Source organism: Streptomyces sp. GMY02 (assembly GCF_019056675.1).
GTDB lineage: Bacteria > Actinomycetota > Actinomycetes > Streptomycetales > Streptomycetaceae > Streptomyces > Streptomyces odonnellii.
The window spans coordinates 5,187,033-5,211,818 of sequence record NZ_CP077658.1 but is presented as its reverse complement, the minus strand read 5'-3'; the positions used below and the strand labels follow the sequence as shown (position 1 = coordinate 5,211,818).

Below are 24,786 nucleotides of genomic sequence, written 5' to 3'. Positions count from 1 at the left end.
CTCTGCATGACTATATGCAGGCCGGGCAAGGGACGACTGATGATCAGATTCGACGCGGTGAGCAAACGCTTCCCCAACGGCACCACGGCGGTTCACGACCTCACCCTGGAGTTGCCGGAGGGCGGAATCACCGTCCTGGTCGGTTCCTCCGGATGCGGTAAGACCACCACGCTCCGCATGATCAACCGGATGGTCGAGCCCACCTCGGGCACCGTCCGGCTGGGCGGCCGGGACGTGCTGGAGCAGGACGCCGCCGAGCTGCGGCGCGGTATCGGCTATGTCATCCAGCAGTCGGGGCTCTTCCCGCACCGCACGGTCCTCGACAACATCGCGACCGTGCCGCTGCTGCTGGGCTGGGGCCGCAGAAAGGCCCGTACGCGAGCGGCGGAACTGCTGGAGACGGTCGGCCTGACGGCGGAGGCGGGCAAGCGCTACCCGCACCAGCTCTCGGGCGGCCAGCAGCAGCGGGTCGGGGTGGCCAGGGCACTGGCGGCCGATCCGCCGGTGCTGCTGATGGACGAGCCGTTCGGTGCGGTGGACCCGGTCGTACGGACCCAGCTCCAGGACGAACTGCTGCGCCTCCAGAAGGAGCTGAACAAGACCATCGCCTTTGTCACGCACGACATCGACGAGGCGGTACGGCTCGGCGACCGGATCGCGGTGTTCCGTACGGGCGGGCATCTCGTCCAGTGCGCCTCGCCCGCGGAGCTGCTGGCCCGTCCCGCCGACGGCTTCGTCGCGGACTTCCTCGGCGCCGAGCGGGAGCTGAAACTGCTGTCGCTGACAACGCTGGCCGAGGTGCCGGTGGAGCGGGCGCGGGTGGTACGGGAGGGGGAGCCGGCACCGCGGGCGGACGGCGGACCGTATCTGGTGGTGTCGGCGGGGAACGAACCACTGGGCTGGCTCGATCCGGAACCGGGCGGCTCGGGAGTGCCGGTGCCGGTGCGTGCGCTGCGTGACACGGACTCGCTGCTCGCGGCGCTGAACGAGTCGATCGCCTCCCCGACGGGCCTGATCGCGCGCGTCGACGCCAAAGGTGTCCTGACGGGGGTCACCGCGCGCGAAACGATCCACGAGCACGCGGGACGGAACCACCGGGAGGCGGCGAAGGGGGCGGCGGAAGCAGCCGCGCCCCTGGGAGCCGGCACCGGCGCCCTGGGGGCCGCCACCGGCGCCGGCCCGACCCCGGGCGGGGCCGTATGACCATCGAATGGGGCTGGATATCCGATCACGCGGGCGATCTCACCACCCTCACCCTCTCCCACCTCCAGGCCGCCCTCACCGCCGTACTCCTCGGTCTGCTGATCTCCCTCCCCCTCGCCGTGCTCACCCATCGCGTCCGCCCCCTGCGCGGCTTTCTCCTCGGGCTCTCCAACGTCCTGTTCACGATCCCGTCCATCGCCGTCTTCGTCCTCCTGCTGCCGGTCTCGGGGCTGACCAGGACCACCACCGTCATCGGCCTGACCATCTACACCCTGGTCGTACTGCTCCGGAACACGGTCGAAGGACTCGACTCCGTACCCGCCAGGGCCCGCGAGGCAGCGATCGCCATGGGCACCGGACCACTACGTACGCTCCTCACCGTCGAACTGCCGCTGGCGCTCCCGGTGATCATGGCGGGGGTACGGATCGCCACCGTCATGTCGATCTCGCTCGTCAGCGTCGCCACCTACATCGGTGACGGCGGCCTCGGCCAGCTCTTCACCGACGGTTTCCAGCGGGACTTCCCGACCCCGGTGGCGGTGGGCGTGGTACTGACCCTGCTGCTCGCGCTGGTCGCGGACACGCTGCTGGTGGCCGTGCAGTACGTCCTCACCCCCTGGCGGAGACAACCCGGGCGGGCCGGGCGGCAGGCGCGCCCGGCGCGCGGAAGGGCCTGACACACGATGTACGAACTCCTCAAGGACCTGGGCGCCTGGCTGGTGTCGGGCGAACAGTGGACGGGCCCGGACGGCATCGGGCACCGCCTCGCCGAACACCTTCAGTACTCCCTCCTCGCGACCCTGATCGCCGCGGCGATCGCGCTGCCGCTGGGCCTGCTGATCGGGCACACGGGCCGGGGCGCGTTCCTGGCGATCAACCTCGCCTCGTTCGGGCGCGCCCTGCCCACGGTCGGCCTGGTCGTGCTGGTCTTCCTGGCCAGCGGTCTGTCCATGACGCCGGTGTACGTGGCGCTGGTCGCCCTCGCCGTCCCGTCCATCGTGACCAATACGTACGCGGGGATGTCCGCCGTCGATCCCGAGGTACGGGACGCCGCGCGCGGCCAGGGCATGCGCGGCCACCAGGTGCTGTTCCGGGTCGAGATCCCGCTCGCGCTGCCGCTGATCATGACCGGGCTGCGGCTGGCGCTGATCCAGGTGGTGGCGACGGCGACCATCGCCGCGTACGTCAGCTTCGGCGGGCTCGGGCGGTACGTCTTCGACGGCCTGGCCCAGCGCGATCTCGTCCAGGTGCTGGGCGGGGCGGTGCTGGTGGCGGTCGTCGCCGTCGTGCTGGACCTGGCGCTGTCGGGCCTCCAGCGCTTCCTGTTCCGCCACCGCACCGCCGCGTAGTCCCTGTCCGGCGGCACCGCATGCTTAGGGAGACAACTCCGATGACCTCACCAATGACCCGCAGGACCGTCCTGGCCGGTCTGTTCGCGGCGGCCTCCGTCCCCGTACTGGCCGCGTGCAGCACCGGCATCACCTCCCTCGACGGCCAGAACACCGGCAGCGGCGGCGCCGGCTCCAGCGCGGGCGGCGTCACGATCGGCACGGCCAACTTCACCGAGAACCAGATCCTGGGCTTCCTCTACGCGGCCGTCCTCGAAGCCGCCGGTGTGAGGACGACCGTCCGCCCCAACCTCGGCACCCGCGAGATCCTCATCCCCGCGCTCAAGGGCGGCGACATCGATCTGCTTCCCGAGTACCAGGGCGCGCTGCTCCACTACCTCGACCCGAAGGCGACCGCGACGGAGGAGGGCGAGATGCAGAACGCCCTCGCCATCGCCCTCCCGCCCGGCCTCCAGGTCCTCCCGTACGGCCAGGCGGAGGACTCCGACGCCTTTGTCGTCACCCGCGAGACCGCCGACAAGTACGGCCTCGCCACTCTGGCCGACCTGAGGAAACGCGACGGGCAGCTCGTCATCGGAGCCGCACCGGAGGTCAAGACACGGGTGGTCGGCGTGGTCGGGCTCAAGGACGTGTACGGAGTGGAGTTCAAGGAGTTCAAGTCGCTGGACTCCTCGGGCCCCCTGGTCAAGGCGGCGCTCAAGAAGGGCGACGTCGACGTCGCCAACCTCTTCACCACGGACACCGACATCGTCACCGAAGGCTGGGTGGTCCTCGCAGACCCCGAGAACCTCGTCCCGGGCCAGCACATCGTCCCTCTCATAGCCGACCGCAAGGCCGACCCCACGGTCCGCAAGGCCTTGGCCCGGCTGGGCAACGCCCTCACCACAGAAGCCCTGACCGAACTCAACCGCCAGGTGGACAAGGACAAGAAGGACCCCGAAGACGTGGCGCGGACCTGGGCCACCGCCCACGGCCTGACCAAGAAGTGACCGTCCGGGCGGACGCGGACCGACCGGGCCTGGCTGGTACGGACCGACCGGGCCGGGCCGGTGCGGACCGGCCCGCGGTGGTGCGGACCCGAAGGAATGTCGGGGGTTAGCCCCAATGACCCCGGGGCGGGGGTGTTCGTACCGTGGCGGGTATGGAAGCCCGCGACCCTGAGCTGAAGAAGGAACTCGACGCCACCCTGCGTGCGCGCCATGAGCTGGGGGCGGAGTATGAGCCCGCGCTCGTCGAGTCGTTCCTGGAGAAGATCGAACAGCGCCTGGACGGCACGGTCGACGTCCGTGTCCGGCGTGAGATGGCCGAGCGGCAGATGGCCGCCGCCCGGGGTAACGCCAAGCCCGGCCAGGGCGAGGGGTTCGGGGAGCGCTTCGGGTTCGGCGTGATCTCGCTGATCCTCGCGATCCCGCTCTCCGCCATCGCCGCGGTGAACGCCGACATCCAGGGCCTGGTCGTCTGCTGGCTCGGCATCTTCGGCGTCAACGCCGTCCACGCCTCCCGCGGCCTGCCCTGGATACCCGGCAGGCGGCGGCGCCGCTCCTCCGACTGGGAGGAGTGAGCGCGAGGACAGGCGCGGAACGGCGCACGGACGGGCGCGAAAGAGATAGTCGCGGGGACCGCCGCACCCCCGTTACCGGGGGGCGGGACGACGGCGGTCCCCGCGAGGGACACGGTCCGGGTCAGGGCCGGTGTGCGTGTCCGGGCGTCCATGGAGGTCCGGGAGCCGCTCCGGAGGTCCTTGACGCCGACAACAACTACTGTGCAGGACGCGTGTTAAGCGGGTGCTGCGCGGACGTGTCGCGCTCGTACCACTTTCGCGGATACGCGCCACCGCCCATTGCACCACCCGCCACGCAACCGGCGAGATCAGGCCTTGGACAGATACGCCAGCAGATCCTGCCTGCTCACAACCCCTGTCGGCTTCCCCTCGACGAGGACGATCGCCGCGTCCGCGCCGTCCGAACCGCTCAGCGCCGCCATCAGATCCGCCACCGGCTCGCCCGAGCCGACCTGCGGCAGCGGCGAGGACATGTGCTTCTCCAGCGGGTCGCCGAGCGACGCCCGCTGGGTGAAGAGCGCGTCCAGCAGGTCCCGCTCCACGACCGACCCGATGACCTCCGCGGCCATCACATCCGGATGCCCGGCCCCCGGCTTCACGATCGGCATCTGCGACACGCCGTACTCCCGCAGCACCTCGATTGCCTGCCCGACCGTCTCCTCCGGGTGCATATGGAGGAGCGTCGGAATGGCGCCCTCCTTGTGCCGCAGGACATCGCCGACGCTGGCCGCGCCGCCGTCCTGGTCCAGGAAGCCGTAGTCGTTCATCCACTCGTCGTTGAAGATCTTGCTGAGATAGCCGCGGCCGCTGTCCGGCAGCAGGACGACCACCACATCGTCCGGGCCGAGCCCCTCCGCGACCCGCAGCGCCGCCACGACCGCCATTCCGCAGGAGCCGCCGACGAGCAGGCCCTCCTCCTTGGCCAGCCGCCGCGTCATCTGGAAGGAGTCCTTGTCGGACACGGCGACGATCTCGTCCGTGACCGTACGGTCGTACGCGGTCGGCCAGAAGTCCTCGCCGACGCCCTCGACCAGATAGGGCCGCCCGGAGCCGCCGGAGTAGACCGACCCCTCGGGGTCGGCGCCCACGATCCGTACCCGGCCGTCACTGACCTCCTTGAGGTAGCGGCCGGTGCCGGTGATCGTGCCGCCCGTACCGACGCCCGCGACGAAATGGGTGATCCGGCCGTCCGTCTGCGTCCACAGCTCGGGGCCGGTCGTCTCGTAGTGCGAGCGCGGGTTGTTCGGGTTGCTGTACTGGTCGGGCTTCCAGGCGCCCGGTGTCTCCCGGACCAGCCGGTCGGAGACGTTGTAGTACGAGTCGGGGTGCTCGGGGTCGACCGCCGTGGGGCAGACCACGACCTCGGCGCCGTACGCCCGCAGCACGTTGATCTTGTCCGTGGAGACCTTGTCAGGGCAGACGAACACGCATTTGTAGCCCTTGCGCTGGGCCACGATGGCGAGGCCGACGCCGGTGTTGCCGCTCGTCGGCTCGACGATCGTGCCGCCGGGCCGCAGTTCACCGCTCTGCTCGGCGGCTTCGATCATGCGCAGGGCGATCCGGTCCTTGACCGAGCCGCCGGGGTTGAAGTACTCGACCTTGGCGAGGACGGTCGCCTGAATGCCTGCTGTCACGCTGGTGAGCTTCAGCAGGGGGGTGTTGCCAACCAGACTGATCATCGAGTCGTGGAATTGCACCGTAGTCTCCGGGGTCTCCGTGATGGTGCGGCCAGGGTATGCGTACGCGGGCGAGATTGGGCGGCAGTCCCCGCGGGGCAGTTAGCTGGTGTGCGTACGTACCCATACTCGTACGTACGGCGAGTACGTACGAACGTGTGCGTACGGCGAGGAGGAGGTGACTCGGACTGTGTCGAGAGCGAGGGTGGCACGGCGGATCGCCGCGGGCGCGGCCTACGGCGGGGGCGGCATCGGCCTGCTGGGAGCGGCGGGCGTCGGAGTGGTGCTGGCGGAGCTGCAACTGGCGAAGCGGTCGGTGGGCGGCGGGGTGGCACCCGTACCGCCGAGCGGCGACGGGTGGTACGGACTGGCGTACGGGCACTCCGAGCCGCTGCGGATGGGCATGCTCGGCGACTCCACGGCGGCGGGACAGGGCGTACGGCGCGCGGGGCAGACCCCGGGGGCGCTGCTCGCCTCGGGGCTCGCGGCGGTCGCGGAGCGGCCCGTGGATCTGCGGAACGTGGCGCTGCCCGGCGCCCAGTCGGACGATCTGGACCGCCAGGTGACCCAGCTCCTGTCGGACTCGGCACGGGTCCCGGACGTCTGCGTGATCATCGTCGGCGCGAACGATGTGACGCACCGGATGCCGGCGACGCGTTCGGTGCGGTATCTCGCGGCGGCGGTACGGCGGCTGCGCACGGCCGGCGCGGAAGTGGTGGTCGGCACCTGCCCGGATCTCGGCACGATCGAGCCGGTGTACCAGCCGCTGCGCTGGCTGGCGCGCCGGGTGAGCCGCCAGCTCGCCGCAGCGCAGACGATCGTGGCGGTCGAGCAGGGCGGGCGTACGGTCTCGCTGGGCGATCTGCTGGGGCCGGAGTTCGCGGCGAATCCGCGGGAGCTGTTCGGCCCGGACAACTACCACCCCTCGGCGGAGGGATACGCGACCGCCGCGATGGCCGTCCTGCCCACGCTCTGCGCGGTGCTGGGCGTCTGGCCGGAGTCGGACCGCCTGGACGCGGCGCGCGACGAGGACATGCTGCCGGTGGCACAGGCGGCCTCGGCGGCGGCCTCCGAAGCCGGTACGGAGGTGACGGCGGCCCGCGCCCCCTGGGCCCTCCTCCGCCACCGCAAACGCCGCCACCTCCCCACCCCCACGGAAGCGACCCCGACGAAACCGAGCGAGGTGCCCCGCGAGGTATGAGCCAAACGGCGACGCGGCGCTACGACACGCCCACCCCCGACCCGGGCCGGTGCCCCGGAGCCGGGGGCGCGGCCAACCGTGCGACGCCCGACGCCGACCCGCCCGTGCGGGGCCCAAGTCCCGGTGTACCACCCCGCCCAGGCACGGCCCGGCGTACGAAACACAGGACCACGAGCCGCACACCCGGCGCCGGGGCCGGTGGCTCCGTGCCCGGGCCTCGGGCCGATCGGCCCGGTCTCCGACCGGCCGAAGGTCCTGCGGACCGGGGCCCGGGCGCCGGTCCATGGGACCGCGCCCAGGGGCCTCAGGCCCGGAGGCTCCGGCCCGCGAGCCCGGAACCCCGAAGACCGGCCCTCGGGCTCGGCCTCCGGACCCGGGAACCGGAGGCCGAGCCCCCGCCCGCCGGCCACCAAGCCCCCGCCGCGCCGCCCCCCTGAGCAAGCGCTCAGTAAAGAGGTCCTCATCACACGTCCCGCCCGGTGACCCCCGACCTACGGGCCGGTAACTTCCACCTCAGCCCGCCCTCTCTCCTTCAGGAGCCGTGATGCCCGAAGCCGTGATCGTTTCTGCTGCCCGCTCCCCCATCGGCCGGGCCTTCAAGGGGTCGCTCAAGGAGGTGCGGCCCGACGATCTCACCGCCACGATCATCGAGGCCGCGCTCGCCAGGATCCCCGAGCTGGATCCGCGCGACATCGACGATCTGATGCTCGGCTGCGGTCTGCCCGGTGGCGAGCAGGGGCACAATCTGGGCCGGATCGTCGCCGTACAGCTCGGGATGGACCACCTCCCCGGCTGCACCATCACCCGCTACTGCTCCTCCTCCCTCCAGACCTCGCGGATGGCGCTGCACGCGATCAAGGCCGGCGAGGGCGACGTCTTCATCTCGGCCGGTGTCGAGATGGTCTCCCGCCAGGTCAACGGCAGCTCCGACGGCATGCCCGGCACCCACAACCCGCTCTTCGCCGACGCCGAGGCCCGTACCGCCGCCGTCGCGCAGAGCGAGGGCGCCGACTGGCACGACCCGCGCGAGGACGGACTCGTACCCGACGCGTACATCGCGATGGGCCAGACCGCCGAGAACCTGGCCCGGTACAAGGGCATCACCCGCCAGGAGATGGACGAGTTCGGCGTACGGTCCCAGAACCTCGCCGAGGAGGCCCTCAAGAACGGCTTCTGGGAGCGGGAGATCACGCCCGTGACGACACCGGACGGCACGGTCGTCGCGAAGGACGACGGACCGCGCCCGGGCGTCACCATGGAGGGCGTACAGGGCCTCAAGCCCGTCTTCCGCCCCGACGGCCTGGTCACCGCCGGCAACTGCTGCCCGCTCAACGACGGCGCCGCCGCCCTCGTGATCATGTCCGACACCAAGGCCCGCGAACTGGGACTCACCCCGCTGGCCCGGATCGTCTCCACCGGGGTCACCGCCCTGTCGCCGGAGATCATGGGGTACGGACCGGTCGAGGCGTCCCGGCAGGCGCTCTCCCGCGCCGGGCTGACCATCGGCGACATCGATCTGGTCGAGATCAACGAGGCCTTCGCGGCCCAGGTGATCCCCTCCTACCGGGACCTGGACATCCCGCTGGAGAAGCTGAACGTCAACGGCGGGGCCATCGCCGTCGGCCACCCCTTCGGCATGACGGGTGCCCGGATCACCGGCACACTGATCAACAGCCTCCAGTTCCACGACAAGCAGTTCGGCCTGGAGACCATGTGCGTGGGCGGCGGCCAGGGCATGGCCATGGTCATCGAGCGTCTGAGCTGAGCGACGGCCGGAGCCGCCCGGCGCAGGGCATTTCGGCGCCGCGGTCGCGGAGAGTAGCCGCACCGTCCGGAATCGGGTGGATGAACCACACCGATCCCCAGTCGTGACTGAATCTCCCCCAGGATGTGACCTAGTCCCGGGGGAGATTTGTTTGTCCAGGTCAGCGCCACAATGAGGCTAAACAGCAGGCCCAAAGACCTGTCCATTTCGTGACGTAATGCACTGACAGTGGGATCCCGCCCACGACAAGCTGAGGTAGGAAGTCGGGGGTATCGATCGGAACGGGAGTAGTCAGTGAGCGCCATGTCTCTTGCCCTGCTGCTGACCACAGCCGCCGCCACCGGCGTGGGCGTCGCCGCCCTCCATGCCGCCCACGGGCTGCGCAGGCAGGTCAGTGCCCTGCGTGGCGAACTGGCCGCGGCGAACCCGGGCGGTCTCACCGCCTCCGTACCGCAGGCCCGCAACGCCGACCACGTCAGCCATACCGACGCCATACGCACCGCCGTGGCCGAGGCCCTCGCTGAGGAGCGCGAGCGCGAGCTGGCCGAGGCGCGCGCCTTCTGGGCCGCGCAGGAGGCGCGGGACGCCGCGGACACCCCCTCGCTGCTGGGCGGGCTCGGCGGTCTGGGCGCCGAGGACGGGCCGTTCTACGTACCGCGCCAGATGGACTTCGTGGGTCTCGAGTCCCTGGACCTCGAAGCCGCCGAGGCGCTCGACGAGTTCACGGGGTACCCGGACCCCAGCGGGATCAACAGTGAGATCAACGAGGTGAGCGAGGTCAATGAGGTGAGCGGTGTGGGCGGTACCGGTGGTGTCGGCGAGGCCGGCGAGTTCACGGAGGACTCGCCGGAGCTGGCCGCCGCCCGGCGCAGGCACCCCTCGCACCCCGACTTCGTACCGGTGCAGACGCCCGTCGTCACCGACCATGAGCGCACCATCACCCGGCTCGAAGAGCTGGCGGAGACCCGGACCGCGCTCGCCGACGTACGGCCCGGCCCGCTGGGCACGCTCGACGTCTATGTGTTCGCCGACGGTACGACGCTCTGCATGACCCCGGGCCACCGCGAGACCGCCGAACGGCTCGCCGAGGCGGTGCGCGCGGGCGACGCCCCGTACCTGCTGGGCGGATCGGGTGTCTCCGGCGCGTACACCCTGACGTTCTCGTACGGCGGCGGTCCGGACCGGCACGCCGACGGAAGCGGCGGCGAGGAGACCGGCGAGCACGTCTACATCCTCGCGGACCGCGTCATCGCCTCGCTCTGACCATCACCCGCACGAGTGCACGGCCCGCGGGCCGCTGTCACAGCGTCACACGGCGGGCCACCCGCTCGACCGACCGTACGGCCTCGTCCAGTTCCGCCACGGACGGGGCCGTCCGCAGTGCCTCGGCCAGATCCCCGGCCGCGACGGTGAGCTGGTCCGCGACCGCGAACACCCCCGCGTCCGGCATGATCCGCGGCTCCTCACCGGGAGCGTCCAGCCGCTGGGCGCGTACGGACAGTTCCCTGGCCAGAGCCAGTGCCTCGGCCGCCGCCCCGCGCCGGAGCCGGCTCTGCGGAGCGGCCCGCAACCGGTCGGCGAATCGGTCCACGGCGGCCGTCAGCGACGTTGTATCGAGCACGCCGCCGACCCTACGCGCCCGTCCGCCCGGCGGCGCCCGGTGCCGCCAACGGCTACGGGACTGTTGCCAACAGGCCAATGCTCGGGCACGGTGGCGTTAAGGACCAGTACGCGCAGAGCGTCCGGAGGCGCCGATGTCCCTTGTCTTCTCCGAAGAAACCCATCGCAATATGCTCTCCCGCATCCCTCACTGCACCGGTCGCGAGATCTCCGACTGGTTGCGCGCCGTCGAGGAAGGCCCCGCCCTCATCCGTTTCGAGGAGAAGGTGAGCTGGCTGAGGAGCGAGCACAACCTCGCCTATGGACACGCGAAGGCGATCGTCCATGAGTACGACCTGAGGCGGGCGGCCCGCCGCCTGCTCTGAACCGGCCGGTCGATGGACAGACAGCGGAAGGGGTCCGCGGGCTTGTCGCCCACGGACCCCTTCCTCTTGGTCTGTCGCCGTGTCAGTCGTTGCCTTGCAGGATCGACAGCACCCGCAGCATCTCCAGGTAGATCCACACCAGGGTCAGCGTGAGGCCGAAGGCCGCCAGCCAGGACTCCTCGCGCGGAGCGCCGTACGCGATGCCGTCCTCGACCTGCTTGAAGTCGAGCGCCAGGAAGCACGCGCCGAGGATGATCCCGATGATGCCGAAGATGATGCCCAGACCGCCGCTGCGGAAGCCGAGGCCGTCACCGCCGCCGAAGACACTGAACAGCAGGTTGACGGCCATCAGGAGCAGGAAGCCCATGGCCGCGGCCATCACGAAGCCGTAGAAGCGGCGGGTGACCCGGATCCAGCGCATCTTGTACGCGAACAGCACACCGGCGAAGACCGCCATCGTGCCCATGACCGCCTGCACCACCACGCCCGGCGCGATGTACGTGCTGACCGCGCTGCTGATGACGCCGAGGAAGACGCCCTCGAAGGCGGCGTACGCGAGAATCAGCGCCGGGGTCGGCCGGCGCTTGAAGGACTGGATCAGCGAGAGGACCATCGCGACCACGGCGGCGCCGATCGCGATGCCGTAGGACTTGCCGAGGTTGGCCTCGTCGACCGGCAGAAGGACCCACGAGAGGACCGCCGTGAGGACGACCGTGCCCAGCGTCATGCCGGTACGGGTCACGACGTCGTCGATCGTCATGACGTCGGTGCGCGCGGGCGCCTGCGGACCCGCGCCGTACGGAGCGCCCTGCTGCGGGGCGTACGGGTTGGTCGCGTAGGGGTTGGTCGCGTACGGGTTGGTTCCTGCGGCGGGGCCCCCGGCCGGCGCCGCGTTGAAGCCCGCGTGACCGTTGTCGCGGCTGAAGCCCCGTCGCGAGAAGACCGGGTTGCTGCTCCTCATCTCACTCCTCCATGGCCACCCTGCGCGGCCTTGCCACAAGAGTAATAGGGACGCAAAGGGTACGCCCTAGTGCTGGGGGAGGATCTTTCCGGGATCGTGACGTCACACCGGCCCCGTGTGCCCCGCGCACCGGCCGTTCCAGAGGCCGGAGTCACCACCGGAAGCGTGCCCGGAATGTCGGAAGTGTGCCCGGAACCGGACTTGAACCGGTACGCCCCCGAGGGGCAGCGAGGTTTAAGCTCGCCGTGTCTGCATTCCACCATCCGGGCACGCGCGAAGCCGCGTTGGCACATGAGCCTATCGGGACACACCACTCGAACAGCCGAGCGGCAACCCGATGTTGTCTTATTTTATTGACGTCTGAGGGTGCGTCAGGGCACGTACGGAGCCATCCGCACATGCCGGACGCGGGTGGTCATCTCGTCCTCCTGCCCGCAGGAATGACGAAAAGTCGCCGCCCGGTCACTCATTTGGCACAGTCGCCGGTCCGCCGCCGGTCCCACAGGGGCCGGCCGCCGGCCCCGCGAGGGGCATCCGACTAAGGGTGAAGGTGACTCAGGGGCGGTGTCATACCGCAGGAGGAGGGCGGCGCCCGGCGGTCAGACCCAAGAGGGCCCCGGGAACGGGCATCGGGACGGACGACTCGCGCTCCGGCGCCCCAGAGGATGGAGGCGTTCCCACAGCGCATCCGACAGGAGAGTTCCCCCGTGACCACCACCCCGATCGCCCACCGCGCCACCGCGGTGGCCGCGCGTGCCTCCGAGCTGTCGAAGGTCTATGGACAGGGCGAGACCCAGGTGGTCGCCCTCGACCGGGTCACCGTGGACTTCGTCCAGGGCGAGTTCACCGCGATCATGGGGCCGTCCGGCTCCGGCAAGTCCACCCTGATGCACTGCGTCGCCGGTCTCGACAGCTTCAGCAGCGGGTCCGTACGGCTCGGTGACACCGAACTCTCGACGCTCAAGGACAAGCAGCTCACCCAGTTGCGCCGGGACAAGATCGGCTTCATCTTCCAGGCGTTCAATCTGCTGCCGACGCTGACGGCCCTGGAGAACATCACGCTTCCGATGGACATTGCGGGGCGCAAGCCGGACAAGCAGTGGCTCGACCAGGTGATCGAGATGATCGGTCTGGCCGGCCGGCTCAGCCACCGGCCCACCCAGCTCTCCGGCGGCCAGCAGCAGCGGGTGGCCGTCGCCCGCGCGCTCGCCTCCCAGCCGGAGATCATCTTCGGCGACGAGCCGACCGGCAACCTGGACTCGCGTGCGGGTGCCGAGGTGCTGGGCTTCCTTCGCAACTCGGTACGGGAGCTGGGGCAGACGGTCGTCGTGGTGACCCACGACCCGGTCGCCGCGTCCTACTCCGACCGGGTGATCTTCCTCGCCGACGGACAGATAGTCGACGAGATGCTCCACCCGAGCGCCGAGGGCGTACTCGACCGTATGAAGGCCTTCGACGCCAAGGGCCGTACGAGCTGACGCCGGGTCACCCGGAACCATTCACCCGCGGCACCGGCGGCACCGCACCGGCACACCCGCGTACGCCCCCCGCACCATCACCCGCGGCCCCGCACCGTACCCGTAACCCGCGCACCCGCGGCGGACGCCCGCGCCCTTCACGCACCCGCGCGCTCCCCCTCCGTACCTCACTCGCCCGGCCCATTCCACCAGGACTCCCACCATGTTCCGTACCGCCCTGCGCACTGTGCTCGCGCACAAGGCCAGACTGCTGATGACCGTGCTCGCCGTGATGCTCGGCGTGGCCTTCGTCTCCGGCACCCTGGTCTTCACCGACACCATCGGCAACGCCTTCCGCAACCAGTCGGCCAAGAGCTACAAGGACGTCGCCGTCGCCGTCTCGTCGCACGACAACCGCGACAACGGCAAACGCCCCGTCAACAGCGAGAAGAAGGGCGCGGAGGAGACGAGTCCCGGCCTCAGCGAGCAGACGCTGAAGAAGATCGGGACCGTCGCGGGCGTCGCCTCGGTGACCGGCCGCGTCGACGGCTTCGCCGGGGTCGCCGACCCGGACGGCAAGCTCATCGGCAACGGCTGGTCCACCACCGGTGGCAACTTCGCGCCCGGTGCGGACGGCAAGGACCCCGCGTACACCTTCACCACCGGCTCGGGCCCCGTCCGCGACGACCAGATCGCGCTCGACAAGGCCACGGCCACGAAGGGCGAGTACCAGGTCGGCGACCGCGTGCGTGTCGCCACCAACGGTCCGGTACGGGAGTTCACCCTCGCCGGAATCTTCACCACCGAGGACGGCGCGGTCAACGCGGGCGGCAGCCTCGTGCTCTTCGACACCGCCGTCGCGCAGAAGCTCTATCTGGAGCCCGGCTACTTCATGAACGCCACGGTCGCCGCGGCGCCCGGCGCCTCCGACAGCGCGATCCTGAGCCAGGTCAAGGGCCTGATCGGCGACAACGCCGAGGCGCAGACCGGCAAGGAACTCGCCGACCGGCAGGCCGCGGACATCGAGTCGGGGCTCTCCGCCCTCAATCAGATGCTGCTCGCCTTCGCCGCGATCGCCCTGTTCGTCGGGGTGTTCCTGATCTCCAACACCTTCACCATGCTGGTCGCCCAGCGCACCAAGGAGCTGGCTCTGCTGCGGGCCGTCGGCGCCTCCCGCCGCCAGGTCAAGCGCTCGGTGCTGGCCGAGGCGGCGGTCGTCGGCGCGATCGCCTCGGCGGTCGGCTTCCTGCTCGGTCTCGGTCTGGCCAGCGGACTGGGGGCCGTGATGGGCGCGTTCGGCGCCCGGATGCCCGCCGGTCCGCTGGTGGTCTCGCCGACCGCGGTCGGCGCGGCCTTCGCGGTCGGTGTCCTGATCACCCTGCTCGCCGCCTGGCTGCCCGCCCGCAGGGCCGCGAAGATCCCGCCGGTGGCGGCGATGAGCAGTGTGCACGCGGTGGCCACCACCCGGTCGCTGGTGGTACGGAACTCCATCGGCGGCGTGCTGACCCTGCTCGGCGCGGCCCTGATCGTCGGGGGCGCGGCGGCGGGCGCCGACAACGGCCGGCTGCTGATCGGCGGCGGCGCGTTCCTGACGATGATCGGTGTCATCGTGCTGATCCCGCTGCTCTCGCGGCCGGTCATCGCGCTCGTACGGCCGCTGCTGCACCGGGTGTTCGGGGTCGCCGGCAAGCTGGCGGGGCAGAACGCGGTCCGCAATCCGCGCCGTACCGGAGCCACCGCCTCCGCGCTGGCCATCGGGCTCACCCTCGTCACCGGTCTCACGGTGATCGGTGTCACCATCGGCCAGGCCGTGGACAAGATGACCACGGACAACATCAAGGCCGACTACATGGTCACCATGGCGAGCGGCGGCCCGCTGGATCAGTCGGCGCTGGCCGCGCTGGAGAAGGTCCCCGGCGTGACCGCGGTCTCCCCGCAGCAGGCCACCTCGCTGGAGATCAAGGGACAGTTCCGCGCAGCCTCCGCGGTCACCCCCGGGGACATCGAGCAGGTCTTCGCCTTCAACGGCGTCTCCGGTTCGCTGGCCTCGCTGAAGGACGGCGCGATCGCGGTCTCCGACAAGACCGCCGAGTCCAACGGCTGGAAGGCCGGAGACACCGTCGAAGTGACCTACGGCGACGGCAAGTCCGCCCGGCTGAAGGTCGGCGCGGTCTACCAGGCGAACGAGTTCCTCTCGCCGCTGCTGGTCTCCCGCGATCTGATCGCCCCGCACGAGACCAAGCCGTACATACCCGAGGTCTGGGTGAAGATGGACGGGGGCGCGAGCGACGCCCACGAGCAGGCGCTGGTGGACGCGCTGGGTGACAACCCCGGCATCGACTTCAAGGACCAGCAAGACATCAGGAACACCTTCGGCGGCTTCATCAACACCGCGCTGAACATCATGTACGGCCTGCTGGCCATGGCCCTGATCATCGCGGTCCTCGGAGTCGTCAACACCCTGGCGATGTCGGTCTTCGAGCGGCAGCAGGAGATCGGCATGCTGCGGGCGATCGGCCTGGACCGCCGCAAGGTCAAGCGGATGATCCGGCTGGAGGCCGTGGTGATCTCGCTCTTCGGCGCGGTGATCGGCGTGGGGCTCGGGTCCTTCCTGGCCTGGGCGATCGGCGAGACCTTCAAGGACGATGTGCCGGGGTACGCCCTGGTCATCCCGTGGGACCGGATCGGGATCTTCCTGGTGCTGGCCGGGGTCGTGGGGGTGCTGGCCGCGCTCTGGCCGGCGCGCAGCGCCGCGAAGCTGAACATGCTGACGGCGATCAAGACCGAGTAGGCACGGAACAGCGGATCGGCGGTACAGCCGGCGGCCGGTACGAGGCGCCGACGGGCCGCGCGCCGTACGAGCTGTACGAAGGGCCGGATCCCCGTGCGGGGTCCGGCCCTTCCGGCTATGCCCCCCAGACGCGGGCGCGCCGCGGCATCCCGGAGACCCCGCTCTCCGGGGTCTTCACGGCCAGGATCTGGTTGACGCCGATCCTGTTGTGCTCGAAGGAGACCGCGGAGGCGGCCATGTAGAGGCGCCAGACCCGGGCGCGGCCGGGGGAGGTGCTCCGTACCGCCCGGTCCCAGTGCTTCTCCAGGTTCGCCACCCAGCGGCGCAGGGTCAGCGCGTAGTGCTCGCGGATGGACTCCACGTCGCGGGCCTCGAAGCCCGCCTCCTCCAGCGTGGCCACGGTCCGCCCGAGCGGGGCCAGTTCGCCGTCGGGGAAGACGTACGCGTCGATGAACTCGTCGATGTGGTAGGCCTCTTCGTCGGGTTCCGGGCGGCGGGCGATCTGGTGGTTGAGCAGCCGTCCGCCCGGCTTGAGGAGGGCGTAGAGATCGTCGGCGTACTCCCGGTAGCGGACGGAGCCGACGTGTTCCGCCATGCCGATGGAGGAGATCGCGTCGTACGGGCCGTCCCTGACGTCCCGGTAGTCCTGGACGCGGATCTCGACCAGGTCGGCCAGTCCCTCCTCCGCGACGCGCTTGCGCGCGTAGGTCGCCTGTTCCCGGGAGAGCGTGACCCCGGTGACGCGGACGCCGTACTCGCGGGCGGCGTGGACGGCCATCGAGCCCCAGCCGCAGCCGACGTCGAGCAGCCGCTGGCCCTCCGTGAGCGCGAGTTTGCGGCAGATCAGGTCGATCTTGTCGCGCTGTGCGTCCTCAAGGGTGAACTCCCGGCCGCCGGCGCCCTCGCCGTCGCCGCTGCTGCCATCGCTGCCGTTGTCCCAGTAGGCGCACGAATAGACCATGGACGGGCCGAGCACCAGCTCGTAGAAGTCGTTGCCCACGTCGTAGTGGTGGCTGATCGCCTGCTTGTCGCGGCGCTTGGTGTGCAGGGCGCCGGAGCGCCGCCGTACCTCCTCGGCCGGCGGGGCGGGCGGCGGCCAGGGGCCCGCGATCCGCAGCAGTTCGGCCCCGGCGGCACGCATCCGGGGGTCGCGCACGGGGTGGACCGCCTCCTTGGAGTGGGGGCCGCGCTCCCAGAGGAACCCGGCGAGCCGGTCGAGGACCACGTACAGATCGCCGTCCACATCGATCTCACCGGCCACCCAGGCGCGCGCGAGCCCCAGCTCGCCCGGCTTCCACAGGACCCGGCGCAGAGCGCGGCGGTTACGGATGATCAGGGCCGGGGCGTCCGGGGGACCCGATTCGCTGCCGTCCCAGGCACGGATACGGACCGGGAGCGGGGCCCCCAGCAACTCCTCGGCGAGAGTGGTCAGCCGCAGCGCGGCGTCGGCCATGGCGCACACCTCCGTGGTGGCGGATACGGACATGCTCAACACCACGTAAACACCGGTCGGGTACGGATGCAGTCCCGGCAGCTCGCAATGGGCGGGCAAAATGGCTGCACCCACCACATACTTTCGTCGCGGTGTGCGCCGTTTGTCCCCCGCGGCAGCGCGTGGACGCGAGGCGGATACGAGGCAAATCCGAGGCGGAGACGAGACGGTCGCGAGGCGGACACGAGAAAGGCCGCCCGCACCACGGATGGCGGGCGGCCCTTCTTGTAGTCGTATGCCAGTTGTCGTGCCGTACGCGCTGTTGGCGCTGTTGTGCAGGACTTGGCGCTGTTGTGCCGTGCGCGGTCGCCGGATCCGGCGTCAGGACGCCTTGGCCTTCTCCGGGGTCTGCGCGACGGCGGCGACGGCCGGCGGGTTGGGCTTGGCGGCCTCGTAGAACTCCTCGCGCGGAGTCTCCATCGCACCGAGCGAGACGACCTCGCGCTTGAGGAACATCGCCAGCGTCCAGTCGGCGAAGACCCGGATCTTGCGGTTCCAGGTCGGCATGGCCAGACCGTGGTAGGTGCGGTGCATGTACCACGCGAGCCGGCCACGAAGCTTGATCTTCATCTTGCCCATGACGATCATCGCGACGCCCTTGTGCAGACCGAGACCGGCGACGGCGCCCTTGTTGGCGTGGCTGTACTCCTTCTGCGGGAAGCCCCGCATACCGGAGATGACGTTGTCGCCGAGCAGCCGGGCCTGGCGCAGGGCGTGCTGGGCGTTCGGCGGGCACCAGGCGTTCTCGACCCCGGCGCGGCGGGCGGCGACGTCCGGGACCTGGGCGTTGTCGCCGGCGGCCCAGATGTAGTCCGTGCCGCGCACCTGGAGCTTCTCGCTGGTGTCGACATGGCCGCGCGGGCCGAGCGGCAGACCGTACCGGGTGAGCGCCGGGTTGGGCTTGACACCGGCGGTCCACACGATGGTGTTGGAGTCGACCTCCACACCGTTGTTCAGCACGACATGGCCGTCGACGCAGGAGTCCATACCGGTCTTGAGGTAGACCTCGACACCGCGGCTCTCAAGGTGCTCCTTGCCCCAGGTGCCCAGCTTCGGGCCGACCTCGGGAAGGATCTTGTCGGCGACATCGACGAGCAGGAAGCGCATGTCCTCGCGCTTGACGCTGGTGTAGTACTTGGCCGCGTCGCGCGCCAGGTCCTCGACCTCGCCGACGGTCTCCGCGCCGGCGAAGCCACCGCCCACGAAGACGAAGGTCAGCGCCTTGCGGCGGACTTCCTCGTCGGTGGTGGAGTCGGCCTTGTCGAGCTGCTCCAGGAGGTGGTTGCGCAGCCCGATGGCCTCCTCGATCCCCTTCATACCGATGCCCTGCTCGGCGAGACCGGGGATCGGGAAGGTACGGGAGACCGCGCCGAGCGCCACGATCAGATAGTCGAAGGGCAGCTCGTACGCCTCGCCGACCAGCGGGGCGACCGTGGCGACCTTGCGGTCCTGGTCGATGGTGGTGACTCGGCCGGTGAGCACCTCAGCCTTGGGCAGCACGCGTCGCAGCGGTACGACGACATGCCGAGGCGAAATGCTGCCGGCGGCGGCTTCGGGAAGGAAGGGCTGGTACGTCATGTACGAGCGCGGGTCCACGACCGTGACGGTCGCCTCCCCGTAGCGCATCTTCTTCAGAATGCGACGAGCTGCGTACAGGCCTACGTACCCACCGCCTACAACGAGGATCCTGGGACGCTCCGTGGTGCTCATGCCATCGAGTATCCACCCCCCTCGGAGGGGGTGCTCGTGAGCCCCTTCACAAGGTCATCGCTCTATGGTGCTACACTGCGCGGCTCACGTGATCGACATCATGTCGACCCCGGGGAACCACGCACCCCGCCCGGTCGTTGCTCACCCCTTGTGAGCTGGCCCTCCGCCCTCGCGGGCCCCCGAACCACCCGTCCGGTTCATCCGCCCGTAACGAGTCCGGAACCGCCCGGTATAAGGCCCCGGCACTCCTCCAACGCCCTTGACGGGCCGCATGGATCGCCGATGGCACCCAAGAGGATCGAATTCCTTGTGAAGAACTTCACGAACTTTCTTCCGCCCCCCACCCCGAACGCCCCGGCACCCCCGAAACCCCACCCGCGAAAGGACTTCCCGGACACCGCAGCGCGTGTGCGCAACGACCGCCGCGAGGGCTACCGCGGTCTCTGACCGGGCGCGTCCTCCGCGGCCGCCCAGGCGATGCCGTCCAGGATGTCGTGTTCGCTGACGACGACTTCCGGGGCGGATGTCCGTTCCATGATCGCGAGCAGGACCAGGGCGCCGGCGCCGATGACGTCGGTGCGGCCCGGGTGCATGACGGGGATGGCGGCGCGTTCGGCGTGGGTGGCGGTGAGCAGGTGGTCGGTGATGGACCTGACCTGCTCGTAGGAGATACGGGCGTGGTGGATCGCGGACGTGTCGTACGCGCGCAGGCCCAGCGCGACACCGGCCACCGTGGTCACCGAGCCGGCCAGGCCGACAAGGGTGCAGGGTTCGCGCAGCGGGACCGTGCGTTCGGCGAGGTCGAGGGCCGCCTCGATGTCCGCGCGTATGGCGGCGATCTCGGCCGCGCCGGGCGGATCGCTGATGACGCCGTTCCGCAGGAGGTGCCGCTCGGTGAGCCGTACGCAGCCGATGTCCACCGAGCGCGCGGCCCGTACCCGGTCGTCGCCCACCACGAACTCGGTCGAACCGCCGCCGATGTCCACGACCAGATAGCTGTCCCGCCCCGGCAGTTCCCGGGTGGCTCCGGTGAAGGAGAACTCCGCCTCCTGGTCGCCCGTGATCACCTCGGGCTCCACGCCCAGGATGTCCAGGACCCCGTGGACGAACTCGTCGCGGTTCTCGGCGTCGCGCGAGGCGGAGGTGGCCACGAAGCGGACCCGCTCGGCGCCGTGCTCCTTGATGACGGCCGCGTACTCGCGGCACGCCTCGAAGGTGCGCTCCAGCGCTTCGGGGGCGAGCCGGCCGGTCCTGTCCACGCCCTGGCCGAGCCGGACGATCCTCATCCGCCGGTCGAGATCGGTCAGTTCGCCCGTACCGGCGTCGACGTCCGCGACCAGCAGGCGGATCGAGTTCGTACCGCAGTCGACGGCGGCGACCCGGGTCACGCGCGCCCCTCCTGCTCGTGCCGGGAAACCCCCGGGGCCACGCACGGCGTCACGCACGGCCCCTTCGCCCACCACTCCGGCAGCATCGCCAGCGCCTCGTCCCCCAGCGGGTTCACCCCGGGGCCCGCCGCCAGCGAGTGCCCGACCAGCACGTGCAGGCACTTCACCCGGTCCGGCATCCCGCCCGCGCTGGGGAAGCCCTCCAGTACCTCGATGGCGTCACGGCGCGCGAGATAGTCCTCGTGCGCCGCGCGGTACGCCGCCGCCAGTTCGGGGTCGGCCGCGAGGCGCTCGGTCATCTCCTTCATGACACCGTTCGCCTCCAGCGTGCCGATGGCCGAGGCCGCGCGCGGGCAGGTCAGGTAGTACGTCGTCGGGAAGGGCGTGCCGTCGGGGAGCCGGGGCGCGGTCTCGACCACATCCGGCTGTCCGCAGGGGCAGCGGTGCGCGATGGCGCGCAGGCCGCGCGGCGGGCGGCCGAGCTGTTCCTCGAACGCGGCGATGTCCGCCTGGGTGGGCTCGGTGCGTTCGGTCTGCGGAGGAGGGGTGTCCATGCCTGCCTTGGTTCTTGCGTGTGTGCGATTGTGCGTACGTGTACGAGTGCGGGTGCGGGTGCGGGTGCGGTTACGCATATGTCCCCGCGGTCCCGGGTGTCCGTGCGGTCCCGGATCGCGTACGGCCTGAGTGTCACCCGAGTGTCTACGAGTGTGCTACCGCTCCGGACGGTCCGCGTTGTCCACGTCGTCCAGGACATTCGAGTACCAGGGGCGGTCCGTCGCCTCCCGGCCCTCCTGGTGCTTCCGCGCCGCGTCCGGGTCGATCATGGTGTATCCGGTCTCCCCCGGCATCACATAGTGGAGATGCTCCCGCGCCAGCCGCTCGATGTACGCGTCGTCCTGGAGCCGCGCCTTCTCGTCGCGCAGCTCCTCGACCCGCTGCCGGGCCTCGCGGGTCAGCCGCTCCTGCTCGGCGATCTCGTTCCGCTGCGACACGAACTGCCGTGTCGGATACGCGAGCGCCACCACCAGGGTGCACATGACCAGGGCGAGAAAGGCGGCCCGGCCGGTCAGCCGGGAGCGGCGGTCCTGGCGGCGGTTCTGCGAGCGGTAGACACGGGCGGCCGTCTGCTCGCCGAGCAGCCGCAGCCTGGTCGCGGTGGAGAACCGGTCCCGGTTCCCTGCCATGGCTCGCCTCCCCTGTCATGTACGTACGTCCCCGGACACGGTACGGGACCGGGGCCGGGGACGTACGACGACGGGCGGTACGGGACGGGCAGGAGGGCACCGGCGGGATGCCCCCGGCAGCCATGCCCCGCCCCGCCCTGTCGCGAGCGGGCGCTCACGCGGAGCGCGAGCCCTGTGTGAGCCGTGCGTGAGCCGTGAAGCCCTGCGTGAGTCGGCTCGCGTGAGCCGTCTCGCGCGGGCCGTCGGACCCTACGCGGAGCGGAACCGCGGGAACGCGCTGCGCCCCGCGTACACCGCCGCGTCGTCGAGGATCTCCTCGATCCGCAGCAACTGGTTGTACTTGGCGACGCGGTCCGAGCGGGCCGGGGCGCCGGTCTTGATCTGGCCGCAGTTCACCGCGACGGCCAGGTCCGCGATCGTGACGTCCTCGGTCTCGCCGGACCGGTGGGACATCATGCACTTGAAGCCGTTGCGCTGCGCCAGCTCGACCGCGTCCAGGGTCTCGGTCAGCGAGCCGATCTGGTTGACCTTGACGAGCAGGGCGTTCGCCGAGCCCTCCTCGATACCGCGCGCCAGCCGCTCCGGGTTGGTCACGAACAGGTCGTCGCCGACGATCTGCACCTTGGAGCCGAGCTTGTCGGTGATGACCTTCCAGCCGGCCCAGTCGTCCTCGAAGAGCGGGTCCTCGATGGAGACGAGCGGGTACGCGGCGACCAGCTCCTCGTAGTACTCCGTCATCTCGGCGGCCGAGCGCGACTTGCCCTCGAACTCGTACGAGCCGTCCTTGTAGAACTCGGACGCGGCGACGTCGAGCGCGAGCGCGATGTCGCGGCCGGGCACATAACCGGCTTCCTTGATGGCCTCAAGGATCAGGTCGAGCGCGGCGCGGTTGGACTCCAGGTTCGGCGCGAAGCCGCCCTCGTCGCCCAGGCCGGTGGAGAGGCCCTTCTGCTTCAGGACCTTCTTGAGGGTGTGGTAGACCTCGGCGCCCCAGCGCAGCGCCTCGGAGAAGGACTCCGCGCCGATCGGAGCGATCATGAACTCCTGGATGTCCACGTTGGAGTCGGCGTGCGAGCCGCCGTTCAGGATGTTCATCATCGGAACGGGCAGCAGGTGCGCGTTCGGGCCGCCCAGGTAGCGGAAGAGCGGGAGGTCGGAGGCCTCGGAGGCGGCGTGCGCGACGGCGAGGGAGACACCGAGGATCGCGTTGGCGCCCAGCGAGCCCTTGTTCTCGGTGGCGTCGAGATCGATCATGGCCTGGTCGATCAGGCGCTGCTCGGTGGCGTCGTAGCCCACCAGCTCCGGGCCGAGCTGCTCGATGACCGCGAGGACGGCCTTCTCGACCCCCTTGCCCAGGTAGCGCTTGGGGTCTCCGTCACGGAGTTCCACGGCCTCGAACGCACCGGTGGAGGCACCGGAGGGGACGGCAGCACGGCCGGTGCTGCCGTCGTCGAGGCCGACCTCGACCTCGACCGTGGGGTTGCCTCGGGAGTCCAGGATTTCCCGGGCTACGACGACGTCGATGGACGGCACGAGCATCTCCTTCTGGGATGTGACGCGTGGAGTGCAGGGCCTCATTGGCCTTGCGGCAAGAGCCTAACCGTCCCCGGGGTACGGGCCCGTCGGCGCCCGCCCGCTGGGACGGAATGAGTACCCGAGCGCTCCTGGACAGGCCCCGGCCCGGCGCGCGTACGGGGGATCACGCGCCGGGCCGGGGCGGTCGGGTGGCCGATGAGGGCCGGGCGGAACGGACCGGTACGGCGATACCGCCGCGCCGGGCCGGTCCGTTCCGCGCCGGGCCGGCGGTCAGCGGAGGTGGAGCTGCTGTCCCGGGTAGATCAGGTCGGCGTCGCGGACGATGTCCTTGTTGAGGTCGAACAGCTTCTTCCAGCCGCCCTTGACATGGTGGACCGTGGCGATCCTGGACAGGGTGTCGCCGGACTTGACCTTGTACTCGCCGTCGCCCTTCTTGATCGTGCCGGTGCCGGTGGCGGCCCGGCTCTCGCCGCGCGAGGCGGGCTGCGCTCCGCTACGGGCTCCGCTGCCTGCGGACTCCTGCCGGGGCTGCGTCCGCTGCTGGGCGGCCTGATCGCCCGTACCGGAACCGGAACGGGAGCTGGAACCGGAGCCCGAGCCGGACCCGGAAGCCGAGCCGGATCCGGAGCCCGAACCCGAGCCGGCCGAGCCGCCGTCGTACGCCGCGCCCGAGAGGTTCACCCCGCAGGTGGGCCACGCGCCCTTGCCCTGGCCCGCGAGGACCTTCTCGGCGACGGCGATCTGCTGGGACTTGGAGGCGAGATCGGCCCTGGCCGCGTACGCCGTACCTCCGTAGGCGGCCCAGGTGGAGCTGCTGAACTGGAGTCCCCCGTAGTAGCCGTTGCCGGTGTTGATGGACCAGTTGCCGCCGGACTCGCACTGCGCGACCCGGTCCCACTCGGACGCGGTCGCGGCGGAGGCGGAGGTGGCGCCGATCAGCGGGACCGCCACGGCGGCACCGGTGATCCCGGCGAGCGCGGCGTAACGGGCGGTCGTGGAGCGGGCGGGACGACGGTGCTTGCCCTTGCCGGAACGGCCGGACCGGCCGGCTTCGCTGACATCGCTGACATGGCTGACACGACTGGCACGCAGCATGGAACTCTCCTCACCGACGCCTACGAGGTGAGCTGTCGGGTTCGGGCTGTGAGCTGCCCGGCCGGGTGTGACGGGTCCTGTCCCACGGACAGCACCCGGCGCACCCGGCTTCACCCCGAGCCGGTCGCCGGCCGTCTCTCGACGGCCGGGCCCGGCACAAACCGTGGTTCCCCCGCTCCTGCCTCCGGCGCTTGACGCGAACTACTTCCCTTCGGCCGCCGGCAGGATTCGGCGTGACGGTCGACGGGGCCCGCGGTGCGAGCGGTTCAGACCGTAATCACAGGCCCATCGGTTCATCAAAGAAGTACATCGGGGACAAAAATCCCCTTAACGACCTTCCAGGTTTAGGCGTTTCGGCTGGTGAGGACCTAAGTCGGCGCAACGCACAGGTCAAAAGTCCTCAGTTGCCGCAAAGAGACGCTTGTCTCACTT

The 24,786-nt window shown here is 70.4% G+C and carries 21 protein-coding genes, 1 tRNA gene and 1 riboswitch; of the genes, 11 read left to right on the top strand and 11 right to left on the bottom strand.

Annotated elements, in window-relative coordinates:
* Positions 1–39 precede the first annotated feature (39 nt).
* From KQY30_RS22085 to KQY30_RS22065, 5 genes are all read left to right on the top strand, one after another.
* Entirely contained in the window at positions 40–1,203 is a 1,164-nt protein-coding gene (locus tag KQY30_RS22085) for an ABC transporter ATP-binding protein (RefSeq protein WP_217308330.1), read from the top strand.
* Positions 1,200–1,880 (top strand): ABC transporter permease, encoded by a 681-nt coding sequence (locus tag KQY30_RS22080; RefSeq protein WP_217308329.1) that lies wholly within the window; start codon positions 1,200–1,202, stop codon positions 1,878–1,880. The genes KQY30_RS22085 and KQY30_RS22080 overlap by 4 nt, the downstream gene beginning before the upstream one ends.
* 6 nt (positions 1,881–1,886) lie before the next feature.
* Positions 1,887–2,552, top strand: a complete 666-nt coding sequence (locus KQY30_RS22075) for an ABC transporter permease (RefSeq protein ID WP_046504357.1) — start codon at positions 1,887–1,889, stop codon at positions 2,550–2,552.
* A 53-nt stretch (positions 2,553–2,605) separates the two neighbouring features.
* Positions 2,606–3,541 carry an ABC transporter substrate-binding protein gene (locus KQY30_RS22070; protein ID WP_217311237.1) on the top strand — a complete coding sequence of 312 codons (936 nt, stop codon included), beginning with the start codon at positions 2,606–2,608 and terminating at the stop codon, positions 3,539–3,541.
* 152 nt (positions 3,542–3,693) lie between these two features.
* The gene (locus KQY30_RS22065) at positions 3,694–4,113 is read left to right on the top strand and encodes a hypothetical protein (protein WP_217308328.1); all 420 of its coding nucleotides are present in this window, start codon (positions 3,694–3,696) and stop codon (positions 4,111–4,113) included.
* A 308-nt stretch (positions 4,114–4,421) separates the two neighbouring features.
* On the opposite strand, the gene KQY30_RS22060 is transcribed toward KQY30_RS22065, so the two are convergent.
* On the bottom strand, positions 4,422–5,810 hold the full coding sequence (locus tag KQY30_RS22060; protein WP_217308327.1) for a cystathionine beta-synthase: 1,389 nt from the start codon (positions 5,808–5,810) through the stop codon (positions 4,422–4,424).
* Between the two features lie 184 nt (positions 5,811–5,994).
* On the opposite strand from KQY30_RS22060, the gene KQY30_RS22055 reads away from it, so the two are divergent.
* The 3 genes from KQY30_RS22055 to KQY30_RS22045 all read left to right on the top strand — a co-directional run bounded on the left by KQY30_RS22055 (position 5,995) and on the right by KQY30_RS22045 (position 10,018).
* Positions 5,995–6,990 carry an SGNH/GDSL hydrolase family protein gene (locus tag KQY30_RS22055; RefSeq protein ID WP_217311236.1) on the top strand — a complete coding sequence of 332 codons (996 nt, stop codon included), beginning with the start codon at positions 5,995–5,997 and terminating at the stop codon, positions 6,988–6,990.
* 544 nt (positions 6,991–7,534) lie between these two features.
* Positions 7,535–8,755, top strand: coding sequence for an acetyl-CoA C-acetyltransferase (locus tag KQY30_RS22050; protein ID WP_217308326.1), 1,221 nt, complete (start codon positions 7,535–7,537; stop codon positions 8,753–8,755).
* A 303-nt stretch (positions 8,756–9,058) separates the two neighbouring features.
* Entirely contained in the window at positions 9,059–10,018 is a 960-nt protein-coding gene (locus tag KQY30_RS22045) for a hypothetical protein (protein WP_217311235.1), read from the top strand.
* Positions 10,019–10,055: 37 nt separating this feature from the next.
* Here KQY30_RS22045 and KQY30_RS22040 read toward each other — a convergent pair whose 3' ends face one another.
* Positions 10,056–10,376 carry a hypothetical protein gene (locus KQY30_RS22040; RefSeq protein WP_217308325.1) on the bottom strand — a complete coding sequence of 107 codons (321 nt, stop codon included), beginning with the start codon at positions 10,374–10,376 and terminating at the stop codon, positions 10,056–10,058.
* Between the two features lie 133 nt (positions 10,377–10,509).
* Between KQY30_RS22040 and KQY30_RS22035 the strand changes: the two genes are divergently transcribed.
* Positions 10,510–10,740, top strand: a complete 231-nt coding sequence (locus KQY30_RS22035; protein ID WP_217308324.1) for a DUF4287 domain-containing protein — start codon at positions 10,510–10,512, stop codon at positions 10,738–10,740.
* Between the two features lie 82 nt (positions 10,741–10,822).
* On the opposite strand, the gene KQY30_RS22030 is transcribed toward KQY30_RS22035, so the two are convergent.
* Positions 10,823–11,701 carry a Bax inhibitor-1/YccA family protein gene (locus KQY30_RS22030; protein ID WP_217308323.1) on the bottom strand — a complete coding sequence of 293 codons (879 nt, stop codon included), beginning with the start codon at positions 11,699–11,701 and terminating at the stop codon, positions 10,823–10,825.
* Between the two features lie 186 nt (positions 11,702–11,887).
* Positions 11,888–11,970 (bottom strand) — tRNA-Leu (locus KQY30_RS22025).
* A gap of 438 nt (positions 11,971–12,408) precedes the next feature.
* Here KQY30_RS22025 and KQY30_RS22020 point away from each other — a divergent pair.
* Both KQY30_RS22020 and KQY30_RS22015 read left to right on the top strand, forming a co-directional pair.
* Positions 12,409–13,179, top strand: coding sequence for an ABC transporter ATP-binding protein (locus KQY30_RS22020; RefSeq protein WP_217308322.1), 771 nt, complete (start codon positions 12,409–12,411; stop codon positions 13,177–13,179).
* 202 nt (positions 13,180–13,381) lie between these two features.
* On the top strand, positions 13,382–15,949 hold the full coding sequence (locus tag KQY30_RS22015; protein WP_217308321.1) for an ABC transporter permease: 2,568 nt from the start codon (positions 13,382–13,384) through the stop codon (positions 15,947–15,949).
* A 115-nt stretch (positions 15,950–16,064) separates the two neighbouring features.
* Here KQY30_RS22015 and KQY30_RS22010 read toward each other — a convergent pair whose 3' ends face one another.
* The 7 genes from KQY30_RS22010 to KQY30_RS21980 all read right to left on the bottom strand — a co-directional run bounded on the left by KQY30_RS22010 (position 16,065) and on the right by KQY30_RS21980 (position 24,354).
* A complete protein-coding gene (locus tag KQY30_RS22010) occupies positions 16,065–17,402 on the bottom strand; it encodes a cyclopropane-fatty-acyl-phospholipid synthase family protein (RefSeq protein WP_217311234.1) in 1,338 nt (445 codons plus the stop codon).
* Between the two features lie 360 nt (positions 17,403–17,762).
* Positions 17,763–19,151, bottom strand: coding sequence for an NAD(P)/FAD-dependent oxidoreductase (locus tag KQY30_RS22005; protein WP_217308320.1), 1,389 nt, complete (start codon positions 19,149–19,151; stop codon positions 17,763–17,765).
* Positions 19,152–19,582: 431 nt separating this feature from the next.
* Entirely contained in the window at positions 19,583–20,539 is a 957-nt protein-coding gene (locus tag KQY30_RS22000; RefSeq protein WP_217308319.1) for a Ppx/GppA phosphatase family protein, read from the bottom strand.
* Positions 20,536–21,093 carry a DUF501 domain-containing protein gene (locus KQY30_RS21995; protein WP_217308318.1) on the bottom strand — a complete coding sequence of 186 codons (558 nt, stop codon included), beginning with the start codon at positions 21,091–21,093 and terminating at the stop codon, positions 20,536–20,538. The genes KQY30_RS22000 and KQY30_RS21995 overlap by 4 nt, the downstream gene beginning before the upstream one ends.
* 156 nt (positions 21,094–21,249) lie before the next feature.
* The gene (locus KQY30_RS21990; RefSeq protein WP_217308317.1) at positions 21,250–21,723 is read right to left on the bottom strand and encodes a septum formation initiator family protein; all 474 of its coding nucleotides are present in this window, start codon (positions 21,721–21,723) and stop codon (positions 21,250–21,252) included.
* 249 nt (positions 21,724–21,972) lie between these two features.
* On the bottom strand, positions 21,973–23,262 hold the full coding sequence (gene eno, locus KQY30_RS21985; protein ID WP_217308316.1) for a phosphopyruvate hydratase: 1,290 nt from the start codon (positions 23,260–23,262) through the stop codon (positions 21,973–21,975).
* A gap of 267 nt (positions 23,263–23,529) precedes the next feature.
* Positions 23,530–24,354 carry a transglycosylase family protein gene (locus KQY30_RS21980; RefSeq protein ID WP_217308315.1) on the bottom strand — a complete coding sequence of 275 codons (825 nt, stop codon included), beginning with the start codon at positions 24,352–24,354 and terminating at the stop codon, positions 23,530–23,532.
* Between the two features lie 2 nt (positions 24,355–24,356).
* A riboswitch (cyclic di-AMP (ydaO/yuaA leader) is annotated at positions 24,357–24,554 on the bottom strand.
* Between the last annotated feature and the right edge of the window lie 232 nt (positions 24,555–24,786).

Coding starts and splice junctions, on each gene's coding strand:
- KQY30_RS22085 (WP_217308330.1), top strand. CDS start 40: ATGATCAGATTCGACGCGGTGAGCAAACGCTTCCCCAACGGCACCACG.
- KQY30_RS22080 (WP_217308329.1), top strand. CDS start 1,200: ATGACCATCGAATGGGGCTGGATATCCGATCACGCGGGCGATCTCACC.
- KQY30_RS22075 (WP_046504357.1), top strand. CDS start 1,887: ATGTACGAACTCCTCAAGGACCTGGGCGCCTGGCTGGTGTCGGGCGAA.
- KQY30_RS22070 (WP_217311237.1), top strand. CDS start 2,606: ATGACCCGCAGGACCGTCCTGGCCGGTCTGTTCGCGGCGGCCTCCGTC.
- KQY30_RS22065 (WP_217308328.1), top strand. CDS start 3,694: ATGGAAGCCCGCGACCCTGAGCTGAAGAAGGAACTCGACGCCACCCTG.
- KQY30_RS22050 (WP_217308326.1), top strand. CDS start 7,535: ATGCCCGAAGCCGTGATCGTTTCTGCTGCCCGCTCCCCCATCGGCCGG.
- KQY30_RS22045 (WP_217311235.1), top strand. CDS start 9,059: ATGTCTCTTGCCCTGCTGCTGACCACAGCCGCCGCCACCGGCGTGGGC.
- KQY30_RS22035 (WP_217308324.1), top strand. CDS start 10,510: ATGTCCCTTGTCTTCTCCGAAGAAACCCATCGCAATATGCTCTCCCGC.
- KQY30_RS22030 (WP_217308323.1), bottom strand. CDS start 11,701: ATGAGGAGCAGCAACCCGGTCTTCTCGCGACGGGGCTTCAGCCGCGAC.
- KQY30_RS22015 (WP_217308321.1), top strand. CDS start 13,382: ATGTTCCGTACCGCCCTGCGCACTGTGCTCGCGCACAAGGCCAGACTG.
- KQY30_RS22010 (WP_217311234.1), bottom strand. CDS start 17,402: ATGGCCGACGCCGCGCTGCGGCTGACCACTCTCGCCGAGGAGTTGCTG.
- KQY30_RS22005 (WP_217308320.1), bottom strand. CDS start 19,151: ATGAGCACCACGGAGCGTCCCAGGATCCTCGTTGTAGGCGGTGGGTAC.
- KQY30_RS21995 (WP_217308318.1), bottom strand. CDS start 21,093: ATGGACACCCCTCCTCCGCAGACCGAACGCACCGAGCCCACCCAGGCG.
- KQY30_RS21990 (WP_217308317.1), bottom strand. CDS start 21,723: ATGGCAGGGAACCGGGACCGGTTCTCCACCGCGACCAGGCTGCGGCTG.
- eno (WP_217308316.1), bottom strand. CDS start 23,262: ATGCTCGTGCCGTCCATCGACGTCGTCGTAGCCCGGGAAATCCTGGAC.
- KQY30_RS21980 (WP_217308315.1), bottom strand. CDS start 24,354: ATGCTGCGTGCCAGTCGTGTCAGCCATGTCAGCGATGTCAGCGAAGCC.